The 24,287-nt window shown below is 58.4% G+C and carries 23 protein-coding genes and 1 pseudogene; 9 read left to right on the top strand and 15 right to left on the bottom strand.

What is annotated here, in order from left to right; all coding sequences use genetic code 11:
* Nucleotides 1–139: 139 nt before the first annotated feature.
* From ACPV0M_RS12540 to ACPV0M_RS12500, 9 genes and pseudogenes are all read right to left on the bottom strand, one after another.
* Nucleotides 140–2,416: pseudogene (locus ACPV0M_RS12540) on the bottom strand (DNA internalization-related competence protein ComEC/Rec2); the annotation flags it as partial.
* Between the two features lies 1 nt (nucleotide 2,417).
* Entirely contained in the window at nucleotides 2,418–2,972 is a 555-nt protein-coding gene (locus tag ACPV0M_RS12535; RefSeq protein WP_425620945.1) for a helix-hairpin-helix domain-containing protein, read from the bottom strand.
* A gap of 50 nt (nucleotides 2,973–3,022) precedes the next feature.
* A complete protein-coding gene (locus ACPV0M_RS12530) occupies nucleotides 3,023–3,673 on the bottom strand; it encodes a DUF421 domain-containing protein (RefSeq protein WP_425622216.1) in 651 nt (216 codons plus the stop codon).
* Nucleotides 3,674–4,116: 443 nt separating this feature from the next.
* Nucleotides 4,117–4,836: an ABC transporter ATP-binding protein gene (locus ACPV0M_RS12525; RefSeq protein ID WP_425620944.1), complete on the bottom strand. Its 720-nt coding sequence runs from the start codon at nucleotides 4,834–4,836 to the stop codon at nucleotides 4,117–4,119.
* Nucleotides 4,836–5,606: an ABC transporter ATP-binding protein gene (locus ACPV0M_RS12520; protein ID WP_425620943.1), complete on the bottom strand. Its 771-nt coding sequence runs from the start codon at nucleotides 5,604–5,606 to the stop codon at nucleotides 4,836–4,838. The genes ACPV0M_RS12525 and ACPV0M_RS12520 overlap by 1 nt, the downstream gene beginning before the upstream one ends.
* On the bottom strand, nucleotides 5,587–6,585 hold the full coding sequence (locus tag ACPV0M_RS12515; RefSeq protein WP_425620942.1) for a branched-chain amino acid ABC transporter permease: 999 nt from the start codon (nucleotides 6,583–6,585) through the stop codon (nucleotides 5,587–5,589). The genes ACPV0M_RS12520 and ACPV0M_RS12515 overlap by 20 nt, the downstream gene beginning before the upstream one ends.
* Before the next feature lie 15 nt (nucleotides 6,586–6,600).
* A complete protein-coding gene (locus ACPV0M_RS12510) occupies nucleotides 6,601–7,485 on the bottom strand; it encodes a branched-chain amino acid ABC transporter permease (RefSeq protein WP_425620941.1) in 885 nt (294 codons plus the stop codon).
* 212 nt (nucleotides 7,486–7,697) lie between these two features.
* Nucleotides 7,698–8,888, bottom strand: coding sequence for an ABC transporter substrate-binding protein (locus tag ACPV0M_RS12505; protein ID WP_425620940.1), 1,191 nt, complete (start codon nucleotides 8,886–8,888; stop codon nucleotides 7,698–7,700).
* Nucleotides 8,889–9,161: 273 nt separating this feature from the next.
* Nucleotides 9,162–9,545 (bottom strand): HIT family protein, encoded by a 384-nt coding sequence (locus ACPV0M_RS12500; RefSeq protein ID WP_425620939.1) that lies wholly within the window; start codon nucleotides 9,543–9,545, stop codon nucleotides 9,162–9,164.
* Between the two features lie 340 nt (nucleotides 9,546–9,885).
* Between ACPV0M_RS12500 and pdaA the strand changes: the two genes are divergently transcribed.
* From pdaA to ACPV0M_RS12480, 4 genes are all read left to right on the top strand, one after another.
* Nucleotides 9,886–10,824 (top strand): delta-lactam-biosynthetic de-N-acetylase, encoded by a 939-nt coding sequence (gene pdaA / locus ACPV0M_RS12495; protein ID WP_425620938.1) that lies wholly within the window; start codon nucleotides 9,886–9,888, stop codon nucleotides 10,822–10,824.
* An 87-nt stretch (nucleotides 10,825–10,911) separates the two neighbouring features.
* Nucleotides 10,912–12,270 (top strand): Trk system potassium transporter TrkA, encoded by a 1,359-nt coding sequence (gene trkA, locus ACPV0M_RS12490; RefSeq protein WP_425620937.1) that lies wholly within the window; start codon nucleotides 10,912–10,914, stop codon nucleotides 12,268–12,270.
* 163 nt (nucleotides 12,271–12,433) lie between these two features.
* Nucleotides 12,434–13,705: a TrkH family potassium uptake protein gene (locus tag ACPV0M_RS12485; RefSeq protein WP_425620936.1), complete on the top strand. Its 1,272-nt coding sequence runs from the start codon at nucleotides 12,434–12,436 to the stop codon at nucleotides 13,703–13,705.
* A gap of 712 nt (nucleotides 13,706–14,417) precedes the next feature.
* Nucleotides 14,418–15,404, top strand: coding sequence for a potassium channel family protein (locus ACPV0M_RS12480; protein ID WP_425620935.1), 987 nt, complete (start codon nucleotides 14,418–14,420; stop codon nucleotides 15,402–15,404).
* A 94-nt stretch (nucleotides 15,405–15,498) separates the two neighbouring features.
* On the opposite strand, the gene ACPV0M_RS12475 is transcribed toward ACPV0M_RS12480, so the two are convergent.
* Both ACPV0M_RS12475 and ACPV0M_RS12470 read right to left on the bottom strand, forming a co-directional pair.
* Nucleotides 15,499–15,921: a universal stress protein gene (locus ACPV0M_RS12475; protein ID WP_425620934.1), complete on the bottom strand. Its 423-nt coding sequence runs from the start codon at nucleotides 15,919–15,921 to the stop codon at nucleotides 15,499–15,501.
* A gap of 107 nt (nucleotides 15,922–16,028) precedes the next feature.
* Complete coding sequence (locus ACPV0M_RS12470; protein WP_425620933.1) at nucleotides 16,029–16,220, bottom strand: hypothetical protein; 192 nt, start codon at nucleotides 16,218–16,220, stop codon at nucleotides 16,029–16,031.
* A gap of 265 nt (nucleotides 16,221–16,485) precedes the next feature.
* On the opposite strand from ACPV0M_RS12470, the gene ACPV0M_RS12465 reads away from it, so the two are divergent.
* Nucleotides 16,486–16,743 carry a hypothetical protein gene (locus ACPV0M_RS12465; RefSeq protein WP_425620932.1) on the top strand — a complete coding sequence of 86 codons (258 nt, stop codon included), beginning with the start codon at nucleotides 16,486–16,488 and terminating at the stop codon, nucleotides 16,741–16,743.
* A 152-nt stretch (nucleotides 16,744–16,895) separates the two neighbouring features.
* A complete protein-coding gene (thrC, locus tag ACPV0M_RS12460) occupies nucleotides 16,896–18,401 on the top strand; it encodes a threonine synthase (protein WP_425620931.1) in 1,506 nt (501 codons plus the stop codon).
* Nucleotides 18,402–18,503: 102 nt separating this feature from the next.
* On the opposite strand, the gene ACPV0M_RS12455 is transcribed toward thrC, so the two are convergent.
* Both ACPV0M_RS12455 and ACPV0M_RS12450 read right to left on the bottom strand, forming a co-directional pair.
* A complete protein-coding gene (locus ACPV0M_RS12455) occupies nucleotides 18,504–18,884 on the bottom strand; it encodes a DUF4363 family protein (RefSeq protein WP_425620930.1) in 381 nt (126 codons plus the stop codon).
* Nucleotides 18,885–19,045: 161 nt separating this feature from the next.
* Nucleotides 19,046–19,717 (bottom strand): YetF domain-containing protein, encoded by a 672-nt coding sequence (locus ACPV0M_RS12450; protein WP_425620929.1) that lies wholly within the window; start codon nucleotides 19,715–19,717, stop codon nucleotides 19,046–19,048.
* 138 nt (nucleotides 19,718–19,855) lie between these two features.
* Here ACPV0M_RS12450 and ACPV0M_RS12445 point away from each other — a divergent pair, with 138 nt between their 5' ends.
* Together ACPV0M_RS12445 and ACPV0M_RS12440 are read left to right on the top strand one after the other, a co-directional pair.
* Nucleotides 19,856–20,116, top strand: a complete 261-nt coding sequence (locus ACPV0M_RS12445) for a hypothetical protein (RefSeq protein ID WP_425620928.1) — start codon at nucleotides 19,856–19,858, stop codon at nucleotides 20,114–20,116.
* A gap of 8 nt (nucleotides 20,117–20,124) precedes the next feature.
* Nucleotides 20,125–20,319: a hypothetical protein gene (locus ACPV0M_RS12440; RefSeq protein ID WP_425622215.1), complete on the top strand. Its 195-nt coding sequence runs from the start codon at nucleotides 20,125–20,127 to the stop codon at nucleotides 20,317–20,319.
* Between the two features lie 760 nt (nucleotides 20,320–21,079).
* On the opposite strand, the gene ychF is transcribed toward ACPV0M_RS12440, so the two are convergent.
* On the bottom strand, nucleotides 21,080–22,156 hold the full coding sequence (gene ychF / locus ACPV0M_RS12435; protein ID WP_425620927.1) for a redox-regulated ATPase YchF: 1,077 nt from the start codon (nucleotides 22,154–22,156) through the stop codon (nucleotides 21,080–21,082).
* A 68-nt stretch (nucleotides 22,157–22,224) separates the two neighbouring features.
* Nucleotides 22,225–22,887 carry a YkgJ family cysteine cluster protein gene (locus ACPV0M_RS12430; RefSeq protein WP_425622214.1) on the bottom strand — a complete coding sequence of 221 codons (663 nt, stop codon included), beginning with the start codon at nucleotides 22,885–22,887 and terminating at the stop codon, nucleotides 22,225–22,227.
* Between the two features lie 182 nt (nucleotides 22,888–23,069).
* On the opposite strand from ACPV0M_RS12430, the gene ACPV0M_RS12425 reads away from it, so the two are divergent.
* Entirely contained in the window at nucleotides 23,070–24,017 is a 948-nt protein-coding gene (locus ACPV0M_RS12425) for a GTPase (protein WP_425620926.1), read from the top strand.
* The last annotated feature ends 270 nt before the right edge of the window (nucleotides 24,018–24,287 follow it).

The following is a 24,287-nucleotide window of genomic DNA, read 5'->3' as shown; positions in this document are numbered from 1 at the left end:
AGAGGTGAGAAGTCAGAGGTGATACGGGGCGGCCGGTCTTAACCCGTACCCGGCGGCCGTCACTCTCGATGATTACGGCGCCGTCCCTGTCAGTGCGTAAGACCCTGATTCCCCGCTTCTCAAGCAATTCCAGAGTATCCTTTCTGGGCAGCCCAAAGCGGTTCTCCCGACCTACGGAGATAACAGCCACCTTTGGTTGAACCCTGTCCAGGAAGTCAGGACGGCAGGTACTTCCATGATGGGGCATCTTCAAGATATCGGCCTTTAGGGGAAAACCACCCTGCAGAAGGCGTTCCTGTCCCTCGGACTCCAGGTCCCCCGTTAGCAGGAAGACAACACTGCCGTATGCCACCCTTAACACCGCCGAGTTGTTGTTCTCGTCCGCCCCGGTTCCCCGCAGCGGTTGTTGCGGGGGACCCAGGAAGGCGATGCCCAGAGCGGGGTCGACGGCCGTCCGGTCTCCTGCTTCAACCGGGTAAAGGTCTATGCCCTGACCCCTGATCCAGGTCAGCAGGGGAAAACCTTCACCGTCACGGTCAAGAGCCGGTGCAGGTACGGCTAAAGCGTTCACCTTCAGCCCGCTGACCAGAGCCCGCGCCCCGCCGGCGTGGTCCTCGTGCAGGTGAGTAATAACCAGCAGGTCGATCCGGTTGATACCCAGTTTCTTAAGGTAAGGAAGAACCACCTTGTCTCCCGCCCCTGAACCTGATTCAAACTCGCCCGGCCATCCCCCGCTGTCAATTAACAGGTTCTTCCCTCCGGGGGTGCGCAGGAGAATACTGTCCCCCTGCCCCACATCGATGAAGTGGACTTCCAGGGTACGGTCGACCGGGAAAAACCAGACCGTTGCGGTAAGTACCAGTAACACTACCACAAACTTTCTCCCGCCGGCAAACAGTGCCCCGAACCTTGCCCGCCACTCCCGATCCGCAGCCGCCCGGACAGCGGCCCACAAGACGGCAAACCAGATCCCGATCACCCACGGCGCCGGAGAAGCAACAACAGGAGCGGCACCGGGAAGGAGAGCAATCCACCGGACCGCCCCTGTAAAGAGGTCCACCAGCAGCCCTGTAAAAGGTCCGACAAGCCATGCCAGCCAAGGGACCACCGCACCAACCAGCCCCGCAATCATGCCCAGAACGAAAATCAGGCCGACAAGGGGAACAACCACCCAGTTAGCCAGCAGGCTGTAAGTCGAATAAAGGTTGTAGTAGTAGGCGATCAGGGGCCAGGTCGCCAACTGTGCAGCCACGGGTACAGCTATGAACCAGCCCCAAGCCGTTCTCCAGGGGACACCTATCCTCCCGGCCAGGTGTTCGCAACCCCTTACAAGTTCCGGGCCGATGAACAGAATCCCCCAGGTGGCGGCAAACGAAAGCTGGAACCCGGCGCTATAGAGCGCAAAGGGGTTAAGGATCAGGATCAGCAGCGCGGCCACGGCCATTGCCGTGGGCCAGTCCCGAGCCCGACCAAGCTGCTGGGCTCCCAACAGCATCATCCACATCACCGAAGCCCTCAAGACCGGCGGCTGTAGCCCGACAATCAAGGCATAAACAGAAAGCACCGCTGCTGCACCGACCATTGTTGACAATGGTCCCGCACGTAACTGCCGCGCCGCAAACAGCACTATTCCGACCAGGAAACCTACGTGCAGACCGCTGACACTTAGGACGTGGGCCACCCCGGTGGCTGCGAACACGGCAGAGAGGTTTTGCGGGATGGTACTGCGTTCTCCCAGGGTAATCCCCGCGACCACCACCGCCTGATCTTCATTCAACGCTTTGTATAACCCGCCAACGAGCTTCTCTTTTAGGCCCAAGGCGAGGGCCCGGATCCTCCCGTCCGTACTGTCCAATCTCACTGCCTGACCGTCCCCGCGCACCCGGAGCAGCATGCCCACGCCTTGTCGCTCCAGGTATGTCCGGTAGTCAAAGGCTCCGGGGTTGCCCGCGCTTTCCGGCAGGACCAGTTTTCCCTTAACCCGAATCAGGTCGCCGTAACGGAAAGAGTAATCGGGCAACACAACGACAACTCTGCCGGATGCCGGTCCCTGTCTTGGCCCGATGGCCAGGCGCTTTACTTCGAGAATGTACATTATTCCGTTTCGCCGGTAATCAGGCTCCTCCGCCACCACTCCTTCCACGGTTACGAAGTGACCGTCCAAAGCTCGCAATGGTCCTTCTACTGTACTTCTGGCTTGCAGCGCCGCCCCGCTGCCGGACAGGAGGAAAACAAGGAAAAAGAGCCCGCAACTGATCGCAAAGGCTCTTTTATGGGTGATGACGGCGGCAACAAGGCAGGCAGCGGCGAGACCGAGGATCACTATAACGGGCAGAGTGATGAACCCCGACAGCAGGATGCCGGCTCCGAAGGCCACAACAGCATGGACAAGGGGGCGCGCTACAGGTGCTTGCATTTCAGCGGACTGTGATCAGCGGTCGCAATTCCGCCATTTTGCTCTCGCCTATTCCGGGAACGTTTTGCAGGTCGTCAACTGACAGGAAAACACCGTGTTCCTGGCGGTACTGGATAATCCGTTGGGCAAGGGTGGGACCGATACCAGGCAGCCCGTCAAGAACCGCCGCATCGGCGGTGTTAATATTGACCAGGGCAGGCTGAGGCCCCGTTCCGCCGGGAACCCCTGACGCAGGTGGATCAGGCCGGACCTCGGGGACGAGGATTTTCTGGCCGTCCTCCAAAAGGGCGGCAAGATTGAGCGCGTCGATATCCGCCGCGGCCTGCGGTTTTGCTTTCAGGACAGCGTCGTTGACCCGGGCTCCCTGTTCGAACTCGTAGACCCCGGGTTGCTGCACCGCCCCGGTAACATGCACAAGAATCTTGACCGGAGGCGCGTCACCATCAATCACAGCCGCTCCTGGATGAGCGGCACCCCTTACGGCCGCATACTTATACCCGATCCCGAAGATGATCACCACCGCCAGAACGGCCAGAGCTAAGTATTCTTTGCGCATACTGCTCAGCTCCACTCCGACTCCAAGTTTTGCCATATTTCACCGTGGATCTACAAATTCCTGCCGCCATCATCCCTTTCTTGAACCCAGAGTGTGCCGTCCGTATTGACCATAGCCAGAAACACCTGTTCGGGGCGCATACCCTTTGCTGCCAACAGTTCTTTGAGTTGTGATGCAGAAACTCCGGCCCTCGCCAGGTTGTCATCGTACACCGTTCCATCAGAGATGAGCACATAAGGATAGCGCGTTGGACGGTCCCCCTCCCGGGGGATGACACTAAGCTGCCCCGAGTTCTCCAGGACGGCAAAGGCCACCCTCCGCAAATCGGGATGGCCTTCCTGCCTCAACTGTTCCAGGATTTCGTCGAGGTTATAACGCGCCGAACGCATTTCCCGGATGTCGAAACGTCCGTCCTTAATCACAACCTGGGGAACACCGCTCAAGAGCCGCCGCAAGGTCTCCCAGCGCAAGGCCGCGGAAGCGAAAAAGATTTCGAGAATAACCAGGACACTGACCGGAAGCAGCCCATGCCACAGTGGAATGTCAGGATTCTCAAGGGGCATCGCCGCCAGCTCGGCGATGATGATGGCCACTACAAAATCAAACGGGGAAAGGTGCCCGATCTCCCGCTTGCCCATCAAACGTAAGAGAAACAGGACAACAATGTAAGTGAATACCGTCCGGAGGATGACGCTCAGTATGGTCAACGAGTACACCCCGATGGCGGCTTTGGGCTTTGCTTAGTTTATCTTGCCTCCTGCGCGGCCGGATAAGTAGATTCTGCTGAAAAAGTAACCTTACGAGCGGTGTGCTGTACCGGGGCATTATCTTTGGTCACTGTGTCCGCGCCAAGGAATGAACTCGCTCGCCTCGGGCGGCGCCGAAACTCGCCCGCTTTCGCGGGCGAAAAACACGTCGCCGCTATTCTTCGGCTCGCTGCGTTCTTTGAACCGGCTCCCAATGAGACCTCCGATAATGCCCCGGCGCCCGCCAAGTGGAATTCTTCAGCGGAATCTGAGCGACAAAAACGGCCCAGCCTTGTAGACTGAACCGTTCCTTGCCGCTTGGGCAAAAGCCGAAGAGTATAGTCTTGCGCATTGGCCCGTTGGTTTGAGAGGGAAGGAGACTACCGGCTGCCGGGCCGCTATGCGGACGCTAGGCCCTCGCCCAGGTAGGCGTTCCTCACGCTCTCGTCGGCCTGCAGTTCCTTGGCCGGGCCGGAGAGCACGACGCGTCCCGTCTCCAGCACGTAGGCCCGGTGAGCGATCTCCAGGGCCATGTAGGCGTTCTGCTCGACCAGGAGAACGGTCGTTCCCTGCCGGTTGATGTGCGTGATGATCTCGAAGATTTCCTCCACGAGGATCGGGGAAAGGCCCATCGACGGCTCGTCAAGGAGCAGGAGCTTGGGCTTGGACATCAGGCCCCTGCCGATGGCCAGCATCTGCTGCTCGCCGCCCGACAGCGTACCCCCCAGCTGCCTGGCCCGCTCCTTAAGCCTCGGGAAACGGGAGAACACCTCTTCAAGGGAGGCCTCGATCTCGCCCTTATCCTTCCGGGTATAAGCGCCCATCATAAGGTTCTCGTAAACCGTGAGCGAACCGATGATCTTGCGGCCCTCAGGTACGTGGCTGATGCCCATGGCCACTATTTTGTGCGGCTTCTCATTGGTGATCGGCTTGTCCTCGAAAACAATCTCCCCGCTGCGCGCCCGGTTCAGCGCGGAGATCGTGCGCAGGGTCGTGGTCTTGCCGGCCCCGTTGGCGCCGATCAGGGTGACGATCTCCCCCTGGTCGACCTCGAACGAGATGCCGTGCAGGGCCTGGATGTTGCCGTAGAATACGTTGAGGTCTTTGACAACAAGCATTACGCCGCCGCCCCCTTACCCAGATAGGCCTTCAGCACCTTGGGATCCTTGCGGACTTCGTGCGGCAGGCCCTCGGCGATGATCACGCCGAAGTCCATCACCACGACGCGCTCGCACAGGTTCATGACCAGTCCCATCTGGTGTTCGATAACCAGCACGGTAAGGTCGAACTTTTCCTTGACAAAACGGATCAGCTCGACCAGTTGGAGAACCTCCGACGGGTTCATCCCTGCGGCCGGCTCGTCGAGCAGGAGCAGTTGCGGCTCCAAAGCGACAGCCCGGGCGATTTCCAGGCGCCGCTGCGCGCCGTACGGCAGGCTCTTGGCCTTCAGATGGGCGCGGTCATCCAGGCCCAACGTCTCAAGCAGATCGAAGGCCTGCTCGGTAACGCGCTCCTCCTCGGCCCGGAAGCGGGGGGTCCGGAAGACGGCGTCGATCAGGTTGTACTTGACACGAGGGTGAAAGGCGGCGCGAACGTTATCCAGCACCGTGTTCTCCGGGAAAAGCCGGATGTTCTGGAACGTGCGCGCGATCCCCATTTGCGCCACCTGGTAGGGCTGAAGCCCGACGATTGGCTGCCCGTTAAGGGTCATCGTGCCGCCCGTCGGCGGGAAATACCCGGTGATCAGGTTGAAAACCGTGGTCTTACCGGCGCCGTTGGGACCGATCAGGCCGACGATCTCCCCCCGCTCAATGGACATGGTAAAATCGCTGACGGCCTTAAGCCCCCCAAAGTTGATGGATAGGTCCTTAACCTCGAGCAGCGACACGGTTAACCCCCTTCCTGCTGATCTGCGGCTTCAGGAAACCGTACTCGATGCCGCCGAAAATACCCTGCCGGCGGACAAGAATGGTGACAATCAGAATAAGAGCGTACAGGACACCGCGAAAGTCCAGGAACTGCTCTCCAAGGACGATACGCAGGACCTCCAGCAAGAAGACCCAGCCTACCGCCGTGATGATGGTCCCTGTCAGGCTGCCCAGCCCCCCGAGAACCACGATAAGCAGGTAGTTGATTGACCAGAGAAAGTCAAAGCTCGTCGGGTGCAGGAACGGATAGCGGAAAGCGTAAAGCGCCCCGCCCAGCCCGGCGAGGGTGCAGCCCAGGACAAAGGCGACCATCTTGTATTTGAAAGGGTTAATGCCGACTACGTTGGCGGCCACCTCATCTTCACGTATTGAAGTAACCGCACGCCCGTAGCTGGAGTGGACGAAGTTGCGGCACAATATGATGGTCAGGATGAAAATAATAAAAATGATGTCAAACGTCGCGAACTGCGGAATGCCGAACATCCCCCGGGCGCCGTTCAGCATCGGGATGATCCTGTCAGAGTTGTTGAAGCCGACTGTAACGATGATGCCGAAGCCGAGCGTAGCGATACCCAGGTAGTCTGATTTCAGGCGCAGTACCGGAAGGCCGATAAGGTAGGCGATAAACCCGGCCACGAACGCGCCGAACACCAAGGCCACGAACATTATCGGCAAGCCCGCGTCGGCGTACGTCTTGCCGACCAGTCCCGCCGCATAGGCCCCAAGTCCGGCAAAGGCGGCATGGCCGATGGAGAACTGTCCGGTGAAGCCGTAGATGATACTTAAGCCCAGGGAAATGATCGCCACAATCAGGCCGTTATCTAGAATGCGGGCCCAGTATGGGTTAAGATACCCGGTGATCAGGGCCGCCTTCACCATGAGGTAAACAAGGACCGCCCCGCCCAGGAACAACAAGGCTTGTCTTCTGCTTTCCGCCACGTGGACCAACCCTTTCTATACCTTCTCCGGCACGTTCTTGCCGAGGATGCCGGACGGTCTAATCAACAGGACAAGGATCAAGATGGCAAAAGCGATGGCATCGCGCAACTGCGAGGAAATGTACGCCGCGGTCATGGTCTCGACCTGGCCCATAATCAAGGCCCCCAGCATGGCGCCCGGAATCAGTCCGATGCCGCCGAGAACTGCAGCCGTGAAGGCCTTCAAGCCGGGCATAATCCCCATAAAGGGCCAGATCTGCGGGTAGGCGATGGCGTAGAGGACCCCGCCGACGGCGGCCAGCATCGAGCCGATCGCGAAAGTGATGGAGATCGTCTTGTCCACATCCACGCCCATCAGGCGGGCGGCATCGTGATCGAAAGAGACCGTCCGCATCGCCGAACCGATCCTGGTCCGGTAGACGATGTACTGCAGGAGAACAAGCATGAGAATGACGGTCACGAAAATAATCAATTGAATATTGGTAATGGTTAGGCCGCCGAGATGCCAGGCGATATCCTTAAAAGGTCTCTGCACGACCTGGTAGTTCGGCCCGAAAACAAACTTGAGGCTACAGAAGTATTCCAGGAAGAACGACACGCCGATAGCGCTGATCAGTGCCGCGATTCTGGGCGCGTAACGCAGCGGGCGGTAGGCGATGCGTTCAATGGACATGCCGAGGATGGCGCAAACCGCCATCGCCACCATAATGGCCACCGGCCAGGGGAGGCCCCAGTGGCTGAACCCGAGAAAGCCGATGAACGCGCCCACCATAAACACGTCGCCGTGGGCGAAGTTGATGAGCTTGACGATGCCGTAAACCATGGTGTACCCCAATGCGATCAGGGCGTACACCATACCAAGCTGCAAGCCGTTGATGACTTGTTGCAGAAAAGCTTCCAAAACCAAATCCCCTCCCCAATAACCCGCTAGGATACTATCATAAAATACAAAAATCTTCAACAATGAAGTCAGATGCCGGAAGTCAGAGGTTGGAGACTCCGACCTCCGGTCTCTAACCTCTCTTGCTGCCGGCCTTTATAGTCGCACCGGTTGTAGACAAAGTTATCGGGGAAAGGGCTAAAGCCCTTTCCCCGATGCATCATCGTTTGGATTTAAGGATTGACGCTCTTTACGAAGACCTGCTTGCCGTCCTTGATCTGCAGGATGGCAGCGGACTTCACGGGGTTGTTGTTCTCGTCGTAAGTAATGCTGCCGCTGACGGTCTGGAAGTTCTGCAGGGCCTTGATGGCGTCCTTGATCTTCGCGGGATCGCTGGAGTTGGCATCTTCGATGCCCTTCAGCAGGATGAGGGTGGCGTCGTAGGCCAGGGTGGCCAGAGCATCCGGCTTGGCGCCGTATTTGGCCTCGTACTTCTTAACCCACTCCTGGACCTCGGGACGCGGGTCTTCCGGGGAGTAGTGGTTGGTGAAGTAACCGCCCTCCATCGCCGCAAAGTCGAGTTCCGAGGAGTCCCAACCGTCGCCGCCGAGGAAGACGGCCTTGATGCCCTTTTCACGGGCCTGCTTGCCGATCAGGCTGACCTTCTGGTAGTAGTCGGGCAGGTAGAGGACGTCGATGTCGAGCTTGGCGATGTTGGTAAGCACGGCCGAGAAGTCGGTGTCCTTGTCGGTGTAAGCTTCGGTGGCGAGGACCTGGCCTCCGCCCTTGGTGAAGGCTTCGGTGAAGAAGTCCTTCAGCCCGATGGTGTAGTCATTGCCCTGGTCGAAGAGGATGGCCGCTTTCTTCGCCTTGAGCTCGTCGAGGGCGAACTTCGCCGCGACGGTGCCCTGGAACGGGTCGATGAAGCAGGCGCGGAAAGCATACTCCTTCAGCTTGCCGTCGGCAACGGTGACAGCCGGGTTGGTCGCCGTCGGGGTTACCATCACAACGCCGTTGCCATTGGCAACTTCGGAAATGGGAATGGTGCACTTGGAGGTAACCGAGCCAATGATGGCCTGAACCTTGTCCTGGGTGATCAGCTTGGTGGCCACGTTGACGGCCTCGGTGGCGTCGTTGCGGTCGTCGGCGGTAACGGTCTTGATGGTGAAGTCGCCGACCTTGTAGTTTCTCTCTTCCAGTGCCAGCAGGAACGCGTTCTTGGTGGATTCGCCGAAGGTCTTAACGTCGCCGGTCAGGGGGCCGATGAAACCGATGGTGATAACCTTCTCGCCTTCAGCAGCCTTTTGGTCGCCGGCTTTGTCACCGCCGCCGCAACCGGCCGCTACCAGGGCTACCGACAGCAACAACACCGTCAGCAGCACCATCCACTTGGATAGCTTCACTAACAGTCCCTCCCATAACATGAATTTAATATCATTGACAGAAGCAGTCCGTTACCGGTAACGGTAAACACCACCTCCCGCCAAGAACATCCAAAAAACCATCGCTTGCAGGATGTAAGGTCCGGCAGCTGATCGGTAAGTATTCTGTGATAACTACCGTCTCTCCTGCAACAACCCGCCCCGCCGCGCGGGGAAATTTTCTTGCCGGCCGTAATCGCAACAGCAGATGCTTATTTGACATTTTGTACGACAATTCCTTCTACCGAATAGAACAAAACAAGCTGGCAGATGTTTTTAGCGTTCGGCCGGGGACGAAGCGATATTCGGCTTCACCCTTCTCACGCCGCCCATCGGCCTGTCGACGTCCCCCGTATACCTGGGAATCACGTGAAAATGCAAATGCCAGATGGTCTGTCCCGCGCAAGCCCCGTGGTTGACGCCGATATTGTAGCCGTCCGGCCTGAACTTCTCGTCGAGCAGTTTGCGCACGTCCTTGATCAGGCTGTAGCAGGCCACGATCTCCTCGTCAGTGGCGTCAAAGAACCCCGGAAAGTGGCGTTTGGGAATCACCAACACGTGACCCGGGTTAACGGGGTACTTATCATAGACGGCATAGGCCAGGGCGTTTTCGCAAACAAAGTTGTCGCGCGGCATGGAGCAGAAAAGGCATTCCGGCACGGCTGGATCCCCCCTTCGTCTATAAATTTCGTTATCAGCATAAAACGTTATGCTTTACCCATGCAATACCTGGCGCCTTGGAGCGTTGGGGAATTCGGGCAGCGGAATACTTTTGAGTCCGATGTCCGACATCCGAACATCCGGCCTTCTTCTTGATGGTTTTGTTTATGCTTTTTTGTCATAATTTAAGGGAAAGTCCTAATGCGGGCTGTGCCCGCGCACTGGGCGCTCGGCTGCCGGCACTGAGATGTATCTCGGGGCTTGGGGACGGCCCGTCAGGTTCACCCTTATCCGAATGCCGAATGCTGAATGCCGACTGCTATATTTTTAAGGAGGAGTCATGGCGAAAAAACAAAAAAAGGTACCGGTCGTCCTTTTCCTGTCCCTGGCCTTAAACCTCGCGCTCGGGGCCTACGTCCTGTTCGGGTCCGGCGCCCCGGCGGGGGACCGGCCCGTTTCAGGCGGGGAAACCCGGCGGCTGACGGACGAAATCGCCGCTCTGAAGCAAGAGATAACCCAGCTCCGGGCGGAGAACGAGAAACTGCGGAAAAACGCCGGGCAGGCGCCCCAAACCGTGACCCCGGACAGCCAGGACCAGACGGTTTACTCCTGGTATTTCCGCCGCAACAGCGAGCACAAGCCGCCGACGACGGACGCCGCCTTCGTGCGCATGTTCAACAACGGCAAGGGCCTCTACCTGGGCGATACCGCGTCCAGGAAGATTTACCTGACCTTCGACGAGGGCTACGAAAACGGCTACACCAGCCACATCCTTGACGTCCTCCGGGACAACGAGGTACCGGCCGCTTTCTTTGTCACGGGTCCATACGTGAGGAGCCAGCCTGAACTCGTCAAGCGCATGGCCGTGGAAGGGCACGTCATCGGCAACCACACCCAAAACCATCCTTCGATGCCCAAGGTCAGCAACACCGTGCTGCGGGACGAGATCTTAAGCGTCCACGAGCAGGTCAGGAGCCTGACCGGCCGGGAAATGCGTTTCCTGAGGCCCCCGATGGGCGAGTTCAACCAGCGAACCATCGACCTAACGGCCCAACTGGGCTACAAGACGGTGTTCTGGAGCATGGCCTACAAGGACTGGGATGTGCAGAACCAGCCCGGGCGCGAGGCCGCCGTCAAACACGTCCTGGACAACGTCCACCCGGGAGCGGTCATCCTCCTTCACGCCGTCTCCCAATCCAACGCCGAAGCCCTGGACACGATCATTAAGCAATTGAAAGCGCAGGGCTACGTCTTCGGTTCACTGGAAGAATTGCGGTAGGGTTATCGAAAATGTAGTTGCTTTTTTCACAAAGGTGGAGTATAGCTTGTATTGAGCGCTGAGCACTGAGCATTGAGGGGATTTATTGTGCGCATCACTATTATCGGTGCCGGGAAAGTGGGCAGCGAGATCGCGCGTCGCCTGGCGGAGGACAACCACGACATCGTCGTCATCGACCGGGACGAGGCCAAGCTCACCAAAATCGAGCAGCAGATGGACGTCATGGTGGTGAAGGGGAACGCCTCCAGCGCCTCCGTCCTCAAGCTGCCCGAAGTTTTGCAGAGCGACCTGGTGGCCGCCGTGACCAACTCCGACGAGGTGAACATGATCGCCTGCATGATGGCGAAGAAACTGGGCGTGCCCAGGACGGTCGCCCGCATCCGCGACCCCGTGTACGCCCGGGATCTGGTTGTCTCCAAGGAGGACCTGGGGCTGGACCTGATCGTCAACCCCGAATACAGCGCCGCCCTGGAAATCGCGCGCCTGCTGACCGTTTCCCTGCCGGTGCACACCGAGCCCTTTGCCGACGGGAAGGTACAGATGGCTGACGTCAGCGTGGACGATTCGCACCGCCACGTTGTAAACAAACGCCTCATGGACATCAACGTGCCGGAATCCTGCCTGATCGTCGGCATCTCGCGCAAGGGGCAGATGATCGTCCCCGGCGGGCACGATACGATCCTGCCCGGCGACACCCTCTACCTCATCGGCCACGTGGACAGCGTTAACAAGTTCGCGGCCAAGCTGAAGAGAAAGCGCCACCAGAAAACGACCAACGTCATGATTCTCGGCGGGGGCCGCATCGGCTTCTACCTGGGGGAAAAACTCTGCTCGCTGGGCCTGAAACCCAAAATCATCGAGCAGGACCCCGAAAAGTGCCGCGACCTGGCCGAACGCCTGCCGGACGCGCTCATCCTCCAAGCCGACGGCTCGGACATCGAACTCTTAAAACGCGAAGGGATCAAGGAAACCGACGGGTTTGTGGCCGTCACCGGTTTCGACGAGGAAAACCTGCTCATATCCCTGCTAGCTAAACAGTTAGGAGCCAAGCAGGTCATCGCCAAGGTGAGCCGCCCGAGCTACACGTCCCTGATCGAGCAGCTCGGCGTCGACGCTGCCATCAGCCCGCGGCTGATCATGGCCAGTGCAATCCTGCGCTACATCCGCGGCGGCCGCCTGCTCTCCCTGGTCCTCTTGCTCAACGGCCAGGCGGAGGTCATCGAACTGATCCTGCACCCGGACAGCCGGACGGTGGGGAAACCATTAAGCAAGCTCGGACTGCCCAAGGGCATCATCATCGGGGCCATCAAGAGAGGCAACCAGATCATCATCCCCAAGGGCGACGTCGTCCTGAACGGCAACGACCGGCTCGTGGTCTTCGCCGTCGGGCACCACGTCAGCGAGATCGACGGCCTGTTGAATGTAGGGGGAGTTCTGTCTGAATAGGCAGCTCATTTTAAAAACCCTGGGCATCCTGCTGCTGGCCGAGGCCGCGGGCCTGCTGGCCAGCCTCGGTATCGCCGCATACGACCGGGGTCCCGACGTACGGGCCTTTATCATTTCTTTTGCTGTCACGGCCCTTGCCGGAGCGGCCCTGGCCACCCGCAAGGTGAACTACCAGGACGTCGGCTACCGGGAAGGGTTCGCCGTCGCCGCCCTCGGCTGGCTGACGACGGCGCTTTTCGGATCGCTGCCCTTCATCCTCAGCGGGGCCATCCCCCATCCCGTGGCCGCCTTCTTTGAAACCATGTCCGGCTTCACCACCACGGGCGCATCCGTAATTCCCGACGTGGAGGCCCTGCCGAAGGGCATTCTCTTCTGGCGCAGCCTTACCCACTGGCTCGGCGGCGTCGGAACGGTCGTCCTCGTAGTCGCCCTCATTCCTTCGTTGCGTATCGCCGGAATGCAGTTTTTCCGGGCCGAGGTCACCGGGCCTACCAAGAGCAAGGTTCTCCCGCGTGTCGCCCAGACCTCCCGTGAGCTGTATAAAATATACCTGGTTCTTACTCTCCTGGAGATCCTGGCCCTGCGCATCGCCGGCATGCCGTGGTTTGACAGTTTCATTCACACCTTCGGGACGGTGGCGACCGGCGGATTCTCCAACAAAAACCTCAGCGTGGGGGCTTACAACAGCCTTGCCGTCGAACTGATCATCGTTTTCTTCATGCTTTTGTGCGGGATAAACTTTGCCCTGCACATCCGGGCCATGCAGGGTAAGCCTCAAGCCGTCTGGAAGGACCGGGAGACACAGGTTTACCTGGGCATCGTTCTCGCCTCCGTGATCTTCATCAGCGTCAACCTGGCCATGCTGATGGACCTTGAGCCCGGTACAGCGATACGCCAGGCGCTCTTTCAGGTCTCGTCCGTCATCACGACCACCGGTTTCGCCACGGCCGACTTCGACCGGTGGCCTGATTTCAGCCGCATGATTTTAGTCATTCTGATGTTCGTCGGGGCCTGCTCCGGGTCAACCGGGGGCGGTATAAAAGTGATCAGGATGATGGTGCTGTGGAAACTGGGGATCAGGCAACTGCAGAAACTGATCCACCCGCAGGCCGTGATCCCGGTGCGCATCGGGCGGGCCGTCGTTCCCTCCGAGGTCACCGATAGCGTGCAGGCCTTCTTTATTCTTTACATCGGCATTTTTATCGGCGCAGTGTTCTTTATGGCAGGCATCGGTCTCGACTTTATCAGCGCGCTGACCGCGGTGGCGGCTACCCTGGGCAACGTCGGCCCCGGCCTGGGCGTCGTCGGCCCGATGACCAACTATGCGGGCATTCCCGCCGCGGGGCAACTCCTGCTGTCCCTTTGCATGCTCCTCGGCCGCCTCGAGCTCTTCACCGTTCTCGTCCTCTTTAACCCCGGCTTCTGGCGGAAATAAAACAAAGGGCGCCTCATACAGCAAGGCACCCATGAGTCGACGTTGTTAAGTCAAAAAAATCCCGTCCCCGAAACGGCATTCGGCGTTCAGCATTCAGATAAGGGTTAAACCAAGCCCCGTGCTGACAGTAAGTAAATCCGAGTGCCGACAGCTTAGCGCTGAGCGCGCTGGCGTAGCCGGCTTCTGAGTGCTGATAGCTTAGTGCTGAGTGTGCCCGGCTCTCGATCGCGAAGTGCGAAACAGTCTACTGATTAACAAGTTTTTACGCTTTGATCCAACGTTACGTTTAAAAGGCCTATCGAGGGCTGGGCTTTAGCGGGCTGGGCAGGCTTCACACCCGGGCGCTCCGGCCGGAAGTAAACCCGGTAGCAAGCCAGACAATAGACGACCACGTAGGCAATCATTGCCGCCATTACAACGTAGAAGATCTGCACGTGATCACCTCCCAAAGATGATGCGGGAGCGTCCCTTAACTTAGATTGTATACACTATACAATTAAGTGCAACCTTTCACAAGTTTTCGCAATAGGGAAAGTATTCTGAAAATAACACGACTTGCAAGCCTGGCCCTGCTCGGCCAAAGACGGCCTCCAACGCGGCCGGGGGAACGTAAGCAACACCGTAAGCAATACTGTATATCTTCCGGTGTTGTACAAGAGCTGACTAGCCAAACAAAACCGTAAGCTCTATACTTGTCCTGAGGTGTAGATGTTTGTCGGCAAAACGGACTTTCCTCATCGTGTCGATAGCTTTTATAGTGGTGGTCGTGGCCGGAGGGGCGCTGCTCGCTGTTTATGAAAATCTAAGCATTGTCGACGGGCTGTGGCTTTCCGTCGTCACCGTCCTGACCATCGGCTACGGCGACCTCGTCCCGCGCACCGGAGCCGGCAAGATCGTCTCTGTCATACTGGTGGTGTGGGGGTTTACCCTTTTCACCTACCTGATGTCGGTTTTTGTGTCCGTCTTGCTCGAGGGGAAACTTACGAACGTCTGGGGGAAGCGAAAGATGGAGAAGAAAATCAGCTACCTTAAAAACCACGTCGTGGTTTGCGGGGGAGGCAGGGTCGGCAAGGCCGTCGTCGAGCAACTCCTCCACGAGCGGGCGCCGTTTGTGGTCATCGAAAAGGACCCTGAAAGGGTCAAGGAACTTCAGGACATGGGCGCCCTGACCGTTACGGGGGACGCCACCGATGAAAAGACGCTTCTCGACGCCGGCATACTGCGGGCGCGCTCCGTGATCACCGCCCTGCCCGAGGACGCCGGAAACGTCTTCATCACCATCACCTGCAAGGACCTCAACCCCGGCATCATCGTTGTCGCCAGGGTTCACCGGCCCGAAGGCGAACAGCGTCTGCGCCGGGCCGGCGCCCATACCGTCGTCTCCCCGGCGGCCATCGCCGGAGACCGCATGGCCCTTGCGGCCCTCAAACCGGCCAGCGTGGAGTTCATTCAGACCCTCTTCGACCGCAGCAACATCAGCCTGGCGATGGAGGAAATCAACGTGTCCGAAGGGTCTTCCCTGGTACACAAGGCCCTCAAAGACTCCCGGCTCCGCGAAGACTACAGCATCCAGGTTCTCGCCATCATCCGCGAGGGCAAGCTGATCCATCCGCCGGACCCCGGGGAAGTCTTCCTCCCCCGCGACACGCTGCTCGTCTTCGGACCCATGGACAAACTATCCAAACTCGAAAGCCTATAATGGCGCTGAGCGCTGGGTACTGGGATAAACAGAAGAGATTCGGTAAAGCCGAATCCCTTCAACTATCTCAATACTTAATGCTTAGTGCTCAATGCTATTTAACGAGGGTGACCGGGCATTCGGCAAACTGCACCACTTTCTGCGCCACGCTGCCGAAGACCAGCCCGCCCAAGGCTCCCGCCCCGCGTGTCCCCATAATGATCTGGTCGTATCGCCCTTCCCTGGCCTTCTTGGCGATCTCCCGTCCCGGGTCGCCTTTGCCGACCAACGTCTCGACCTCGACTCCGGCCTCCCTGAAAACCGCGACCGTGCGGTCAATAATGGCCTTCGCCTGTTCCTCGGCGAAAACCGGAACCGAAGGGATCAGCGGAGTATCAAAGACGTAATCCGGGAACAGGTTGTGGACGTGAAAAACGGTGACCCGCATTTCCGGGTTGTTCTTGCACAACCCGGCGGCGTACTGCGCCGCCCGCAGCGCGTAATCCGAACCGTCCGTTGGCACCAGGATTTTACTCAATGTGCTCCAAACCTCCTCCGGGTGGGCTCAAAAAAGGGCACGTCGGTAGCTACAAGGGCGCTTTCCGACCAAGGGGCGTACCCAAAAGATAGCGTTTTCGGGCTATCCTAACATGGACTTCGAGAACTCACAATGGGATAGTCCTGCTGCTCGGCGCCGGCAGCAGGGGCGGAAAATGCAAGCCCGTCACTGCCTTTTACGCACGAAATAAGACAAGCCAGCAATACAACCATCACCGCAAGCCAGAACAGCGTTTTGGGCTTTGTCCCGTTGTCCTCAGCGTGGTAGCCGTAAATCATAACCCGCCCCCCCGAGATGTAACGTCCCAGGCATAGGAAAGTCATAACATTTTAGAGGAGGATTACCGGAACTTGATTGTTTGTTCCATTTTAGGCTAAGTACGGCAGGAAGGGATGAGCAGATGATCCTGTTTGCATAGGACCGGGGTACTAAATTGGCAAACTATGGTATTACAGAGCGTACTAAAAAAATTAGGGCCATCTATAAACACGCCGTGGGCTGCCTACACTAGCTTCGAATCCCAAAAAGGCGGGGAGAAAGAAGATGGGCACGAAGTGGATCAACCTTTTGGGCGTCAACCTAATGAACCGGGAGGATGAAGAGGGAATCGCCGACGTGGCCCTCGTCCGGGAGTACGTTAAGGAGGCCCAGAAGTTCATCTGGCAGATGGGCGAAACCCTGGCCCAAATCAGCCTCGAAGAGCATATATCTCCCGAGACGCTCGCCCGACTGCGGCACCTCAACCGGGCGGCGGGAACGGCCCTGCGCGTGGCGAGCCTCGGCATTGACCCCCATCATTGAGGGGTTACTGGAGGGCTTTTGCTGTTCCCCTCTTTACTAACCGTATAACATGATGTTTTAATGAGCTTATCATTAAGTTCACCACCACAACGCAAAACGCCGACCGTCTAAAAATGAGCGGTTTTTGACGGTCGCCGCCGGGAGGAAGCACCATGTTATACGAAAGCACCAGGGGCGGCCAGAAGGGCTTAACCTCGGCCGAGGCCATCAAGCAGGGGATCGCCGGCGACGGTGGCCTTTTCGTGCCCGACAGCAGGGTCCGCTTCTCCCTGGAACAGATAGCGGCTATGGCCGGGATGAGCTACCAGGACCGGGCCGCGACCGTGCTGGCGCCTTACCTCACCGACTTTACGGCCGGCGAAATCAGGGAGTGCGTGGCGAACGCCTACCGCGCGCCGAAATTCGATACGCCCGCCATCGCCCCGCTCGTGCGCACCGCCGGAGGAGACCATTACCTGGAGCTGTGGCACGGGCCGACGCTGGCCTTCAAGGACATGGCCCTGCAGATTCTGCCCCACCTGCTCCAGCGCTCCATGACCAAGACCGGCGAGCCGTTCGACATCGTCATCCTGGTGGCCACCTCGGGAGACACGGGCAAGGCCGCGCTGGAAGGTTTCCGGGACGTCCCCAAGACCAGGATCATCGTGTTCTTCCCTAACCAGGGCGTCAGTGAAGTGCAGAAGCTGCAGATGATCACCCAGGAGGGAGGCAACGTCGGCGTTTTCGCCGTGCGGGGCAATTTCGACGACGCCCAGACCGGCGTGAAGGCCATCTTCACCGACCCAGAAACGGTGAAAAAGCTCGCCGAACACAACTTTAAATTCTCGTCGGCCAACTCCATCAACTGGGGCCGGCTGGTTCCCCAGATCGCCTATTACTTCTCCGCTTACGCCGATCTTCTTAAAAACGGGGTTATCGCGCCCGGCGAACAGATCAACTTCGTGGTGCCCACGGGCAACTTCGGCAACATCCTGGCCGGGTTCTACGCCCGCCGGATGGGCCTGCCGGTGCGCAGGCTGATCTGCGCCGCCAACACGAACAACGTTCTGACCGACTTCATCCGCACCGGCACTTACGACAAGAACCGCAGATTTGAAAAAACCATTTCGCCCTCGATGGACATCCTGGTTTCGTCCAACCTCGAGCGCCTGCTCTACGAGCTGACCGGCCACGACGCCGAGAAGGTATCCGGGTGGATGAGCGATCTGCGCGACAAAGGCCGCTACGACGTGGACAGGAGTACGCGGTACAGGATCACCGAACTCTTCTGGTCGGACTGGGCCAGCGACGACGAGACCCTGAAAACGATCCGCAAGGTGCACGAGGATACGGGATACGTCCTCGACACCCACACCGCCGTGGGCAAGGCGGTCTACGAGCGGTACAAGGAAGAGACGGGCGACGGGACCTGGACGGTCATCGTCAGCACGGCCAGCCCGTTTAAGTTCAACGCCAGCGTGGCCAGGGCCATCCTGGGCGAAGACACGGTTGCGGGCAAGAGCGAGTTCGAACTGCTGTCAATGCTGGCGGAAGCCACGGGATTGAGCGTCCCGCCGGCGCTGCGGGACCTGGACAAGAAGCCCGTTCTGCACCCGAGGGTCGTAGAACCGGAGGAAATGCGCGACGCGGTCCTGGCAATGCTGATCGGCCGCAATTAGGAAGTAGGACATAGGACATAAGATATTTGGTCGGAATTTGGCCCACGGCCAAATTCCTTTTTTAAAATCCTTACGTCTTACGTCTTAAGTCCTAAGTCCAAGCTAAAGAATATTCTCCAGAGTCACGGCTTCCTTCTCAGGAATGTGCCTAACCATTTCTTTCAGCGCCGCCGCCTCGCCAAGCGCCAGCTCTTCGTCCTCCGCCCAGAGGTATTCCCCAATGCGGACAAGGGTGAAGTCGATGTTGTCGATTTCCTGGTGATCGAGGAAAACCGCCCACCACCTCTTCATTTCCGCCCAGCGCGAGCGCACGCCGGCCAAAGTGCGTTCGGCCTCGTCCCACTTTTCCTGGCGGACCTGCGCTTCAATCTGGTCTATTCTTTTGACGAGGTCGTCAGCCGTCTTATCCAGCGCCTGAACCATCCATACACCGGCGCCAATGACCATGGCCAGGATGACGAGCAGCGTTACTACAATACGCAATCCTTGATCCCTCGCAATAAGGATGTCTGAAGCCAGAGGTCAGAGGTCTGAACGGGAAGTGATCGCTCCACGATCACAGAGTATGATCCAAACGAAAGACCTTACGGGTTTTCTCGGGTCTGACATCAGACTTCCGGCATCCGGCTTCCCTATGCAGCATGCTACGACTTAACCTGGTAGAACAGCTTCCCGTTGGTGTCCAGGCTGGCGAAAAGGACTCTTTTTAGATCCTGGATGCCGAACTTGGCCAGTTCGCTCCGTAGCCAACCCGTATCGACATTGATCTGCTTCAGGTTTTTCTCAAGGACGTTGCCGTCGATGATCAGGGTCGTGGGCAGTCCTTCGTATGACGTCGGGATATTCAAATCCTCAGGGCAGACGGGGCGTTTTTGCGACTTGGGAATCACGGAAAGCTTACCGTTTGTCTCCAGGATGGCGAATTCCACGTCGGCGATGTTCGGGACGTTCTTGGCTCTTAGCTGCTCCAGCAAGTCGTTGATGTTGTAGCGAATGCTCGACATTTCCTTTTCCATGATTTTGCCGTTCGCGATCAGGATGCTGGGCCTGCCGCAAATGATACCGCGCGCCCGCTCGCTCTTCAACGAGGCGTAGGACAGGAGCACCTGGGCGACCAGCAGGGTGAAGATGGGCACCAGGCCGTTGATCAGCGGCAGATCGGTGTCGGCGATGGGAATCGAGGCCAGTTCGGAAAGCATGATGATGACCACCAGTTCGAAGGGCTGGAGTTGTCCCACCTCCCGCTTGCCGGTCAGGCGCAGGACGAGCACGACGGCCGCAAAAAGGATGATTGTTCGCACGAGAACCAGGAGCATGAAAAATCCATCCTTTATCGTTTATTCCATTTTCATGCTTCCAGCCTCGGCGCCCGTTTATGCAAAAGAAGAGAATTACCGGCCCGAATAAATGACACACCCGTTGAACAACCTAATTATCGCGAGGAGGGTTCGCCATTGTTTAATCTCTTTCAGCTCATCAACCGAAATCAACCGGAATTAAGAGAGTTCGACCCTACCACGGTGCAGAGAATCAAGGAAGGAGCTTATCTGGTCAAGGTGATTAGCGAAACGGAGGTCGCCGCACGCAAGTGCGATTTTTACGCCGGTAATTGCGAAAACAAAGAGATCGCCGACTTTTTCAGGGAAGAAAGCAAAAAACTGCAAAAATCCAAGCTTCTTCTTCAAGACTACTACGAGAGCATGACCAGGGAGTGACTTTAGTGATGAAGTTTACCGATATGGACATGCTGCAGGATTATGAAAAGGACGCCCGGATGGCAGCTTTGGCCTATGCTTTGATTCAGACCGAGATCATGGACAACACCCTGCGCACCATCATGGGGAGAGCGGTCGGCGAGGCGGCCGCATCGCAGAAAAAGGCCGCCGAATTGATACTGTCGCGGGGAGACCGACCATGAAGGAGGTCGGAAGTCGGAAGTCGGAAGTCGGACGCGAAGCAACTCGCTAAGGCGAATTGCACCGGGCTGTTCAACGGAGGTCGGAAGTCGGAGGCCGGAGGAGCATTAAGCAATAACCGCCAAGACGCCAGGAAATATCTAAAACGACAATGATCGCCGAGAGTCCAAGAAGCCAGGCCAAAGGATTTTTGAAACCTATGATGCCTTGGGTTAAACTCAGAATACCATCCAGGTTCCCCTTGGCGTTCTTGGCGACCTTGGCGGTTGAATTCCTAATCCCGTTACTTTTCCTCTTAGCACCCTTGGCGTTCTTTGGCATTAGAAAGAGAAGGACCTGTCGTCGTCGCCCGACAGGTCCTTCTCTTTCCTAAGGACTTCTTTGTCGCGCTTGCGGGTGTATTTTTTCTTGTTCGGCACGACCTGGGTCCCCGGTTTGCGGGTCCAGCTTCTCCTGACGGAACCGCAGATCGTTTTCTTCTTTACGATTTTCTCACCCCGCCTTCAGGATTCTGCCACGCCCTAGGAGACCGCTGAAAAACTGCGCCTGGCAAAAAGGATGTCGGATGCCAGGATGAAATCCGCAGAGCGATTGCTAAGGATTATAGACTTGCAATCGCGAAGCGATCGCTTCCCGTAACCGACCTCTGACCTCTTGCCTCGGACCTCTTTTTGAGCGGTCTTAAGGGTAACTTCCAAAGGACGGTCGTATCCTGAAAGACGTCTGTACCAAAACCAGTGTCTTGGCTTTTGCAGCACTCTTCTAGACGTTAAAGCGGAAGTTGATGATGTCCCCGTCCTTCACCACATACTCCTTGCCTTCCAGACGAAACAGGCCCTTCTCCTTGACCTTGGCCGGGCTGCCCAGCTCGTAGAGGTCGTCGTAGTGGAAGACCTCGGCCCTGATGAACCCGCGCTCAATGTCCGAGTGTACCTTTCCGGCAGCCCTCCGAGCCGCTGTCCCCTTGCGTATGGTCCAGGCACGGACCTCATCCTCGCCGACTGTGAAAAAGGAAATCAGGCCAAGGTAGTCGTAGGCCACGCGGGCCAAACGCGCCAGTCCCGATTCGGAAAGCCCGAGATCAGCCATAAACTCCGCCCTGTCTTCAGGGAGGAGTTCGTTGATCTCTTTTTCCACCTGGGCACTGACTTCTACGACCGGGAAACCCCTTTCGCCCGCGTAGGCCTTCAGTTCGTCCCGTCGGGGGTACGTTCCCGAACGCAGCTGTTCTTCGTCCAGGTTGACGGCCAGGATCACCGGCTTTTCGGTCAGGAAATTATAAACCGTCATGACCTCGGCCTCTTCCTCGGAAAGCTCAACGCTGCTTACCGGCCGCTCGGCCTCAAGCGCCGCAAGGTAGCGCTGCAGCACGTCCAGCTCGACGGCGGCCGTCTTGGGCGGCTTCTTCCCGCCCTTGATACGCTCGATACGTCTCTCGATAACGCCCATGTCGGCCAGGAGCAGTTCCGTTTGAAAATCCGCCACGTCCCTCATCGGGTCCACCGTGCCGGAGATGTGAGGCACCTCATCCGACGCAAACGCGCGCACAACCTGGACCAACAAGTCGGCGGTGCGGACCTCTTCCAGAAATTTGCCGGCAGCCCCGGGTCCGGCCCCGCTCTGCACGCCGGGAATGTCCTTAAACTGGATCCGGGCATATACCGTTTTGCGCGGCTTGTACAGCGACGACAGGTAGTCGATCCTCCTGTCCGGCACGTCGGCCATGCCGGTGTTGACGCCGCCTCCCGAAAAAGGACCTGTGGGCAAATCCGACCCGGTCAACAGGTTAAAAAGAGTCGTCTTGCCTGCCAGGGGCAGCCCCACCAGACCGATCAACATGGCTGAAGTTCACTCCAATCGAAGTTGTTTTCACCCCTGGTCTACAGAATACCACCCTGCACCACACCCTACAAGCGAAGCGTCAGTTCCTTCCACAAGCCCGGGGGGCATATATCCCTCAGCAGGATTTGACTGTATTTCTCTTTGCCCTCGAACGGCGTCGGCGGGTAATCTTTCAGACGGGGCGCCGCGTTGTAACCCTCATGGATAACGGGATCGCTACCGGTCCTGCGGGCTTCGAGCAGCCATTCCCTCACTAATTGGTCCTCCCCCTTGTTGACTATCAGATCTCGCAGCCGCCTGGCCCGTTTGGTCTGAGGGCTGCAGATGAAGGTCTGGCACACCAGCGGGCGCGCGCTGTAAAGGCGGCAAGTCCGGCTAGCCCTGTCCAGCAGGCAACAGCGCCCGTCAATAGGTCGGCTCATCGTGATGTCCACTACCGGGCCCTCCGCCAGCACGTGGGCATAACGCTCAAGCCACGCGTTAAGGGCGGCGTCCGGTGCGGTTTCCGCCCTGAGCCGCAGGACGTCGATGACGGTGAGGGGAAGCCGTTCGGCGCAGCACAGGTCACAACCCTTGCACGTCCTGCGGCGGGCGCGGCCCCGGTGGAGCCCCAGGTTTTCAATGGCCTCGTTCAAGGCGTTGAGGTAATCCTGGACGGTTGCTTCCGGGTCCGCAATGGCCACATCATATCCTGTTACATCGCTTATCTTTTTGGCGCTGACGATCACCTTGTCCAATACCGATCCCTCTTAAGGCGTCAGGAAGGCCTGACCCTGATTGCAGCGAATTCCTTCGGGTCCGACGACTGACGACCGACGACCGACGACTAAATTAAGTATACGTCCCGAGGCCGAACCGGTAAAATGGTGATTGAAAGATCAGTCAGCCGATTGGGGCGAGGTGCGGTCAAATGCCGGCGAATCTGACGCCGCAGTACTACGCTGCGGAAGAGGCATTCAAGGCGGCCACCACGACGGAGGAAAAGATCGAGGCCTTGCAGGAGATGCTGGCCGTGATCCCCAAGCACAAGGGGACTGAAAAGCTCCAGGCCGATCTCAAGCGCCGCCTGTCCAAACTGCGGGAAGAACAGGAGCAAAAAAGGAAAAGCAAAACCGGCGGAGCCGACCCCTTTTACGTTGAGCGCCAGGGTGCCGGCCAGGCCGTCCTCTTCGGCTTCCCCAACACCGGCAAGTCGGCCCTGATCTGCGCTCTGACGCGGGCCAAGGCCAAGGTGGCCGACTACCCGTTCACCACCGCCGTCCCTCTGGCCGGGATGATGCCCTACGAAGAGGCTCTCGTTCAGCTCGTCGACACGCCCCCTTTCACGGAGGAAGGGGTGGTCCCCGGGATGATGCAGACCCTGAGGGCCGCCGACGCGCTCCTCGTGGTCATCGACATCGGCGCGTCCGACTGCCTGGAACAGCTCGAGACCTGCCTCGATTTCCTGGCCAAGAAGAGACTGCTTGCCAAACCGTACCTCGTCATCGCCAACAAGATGGACCATCCCGATGCCCCGTCAAACCTGGCGGTCATCCGGGAGCTGCGGCCCGACCCGGAGATCATCCCGGTCTCGGCGGCCAGAGGCACGGGCCTGGAAGACCTGCGCCCCCTGGTCTTCCGGAGCCTGGGGATCATCAGGGTCTTCGGCAAAACGCCCGGCAAGCCGGCCGACATGACCGCCCCGTTCTACCTGAAGGCCGGAAGCACCGTGCTCGACCTGGCCGCGGCCATCCACCGCGACTTCCCCGCCCGCCTGAAATTCGCCCGCATCTGGGGCTCCGCCAGGTTCGAAGGCCAGACCGTTCCCAGAGATTATGTGCTGGCCGACAGGGATGTCGTCGAGCTGCATGTAACCTAGCGTTGGGCATTGGCATTGAGCGTTGGGCGGGATAACCGCGAATAACCGCCAAGTACGCCAAGTACGCCAAGAGATACCAGGTCGGGTACCAGAAGATCGCACGCAAAGACCGGTATTAAGGGTCTACCCCAATAACTTGGCTTAGCCCGCCTCTTGGCGATCCTGACTGCGGTATGGTCCTCTTCCCACCTTGGCGGTCTTGGCGACCTTGGCGGTTTGTAATAAGAGGGTTTCTGCGCTTCCTGGCATCCTGAGCGGTTCTTCGTCTCA

The organism is Desulfosceptrum tomskiensis, from assembly GCF_049818055.1.
In the GTDB taxonomy this organism is placed as follows: Bacteria; Bacillota; Desulfotomaculia; order Desulfotomaculales; family JASEER01; genus JBFLVT01.
Note: the sequence above shows the minus strand (reverse complement) of the source record. Positions and strands in the feature narration are given on the sequence as shown.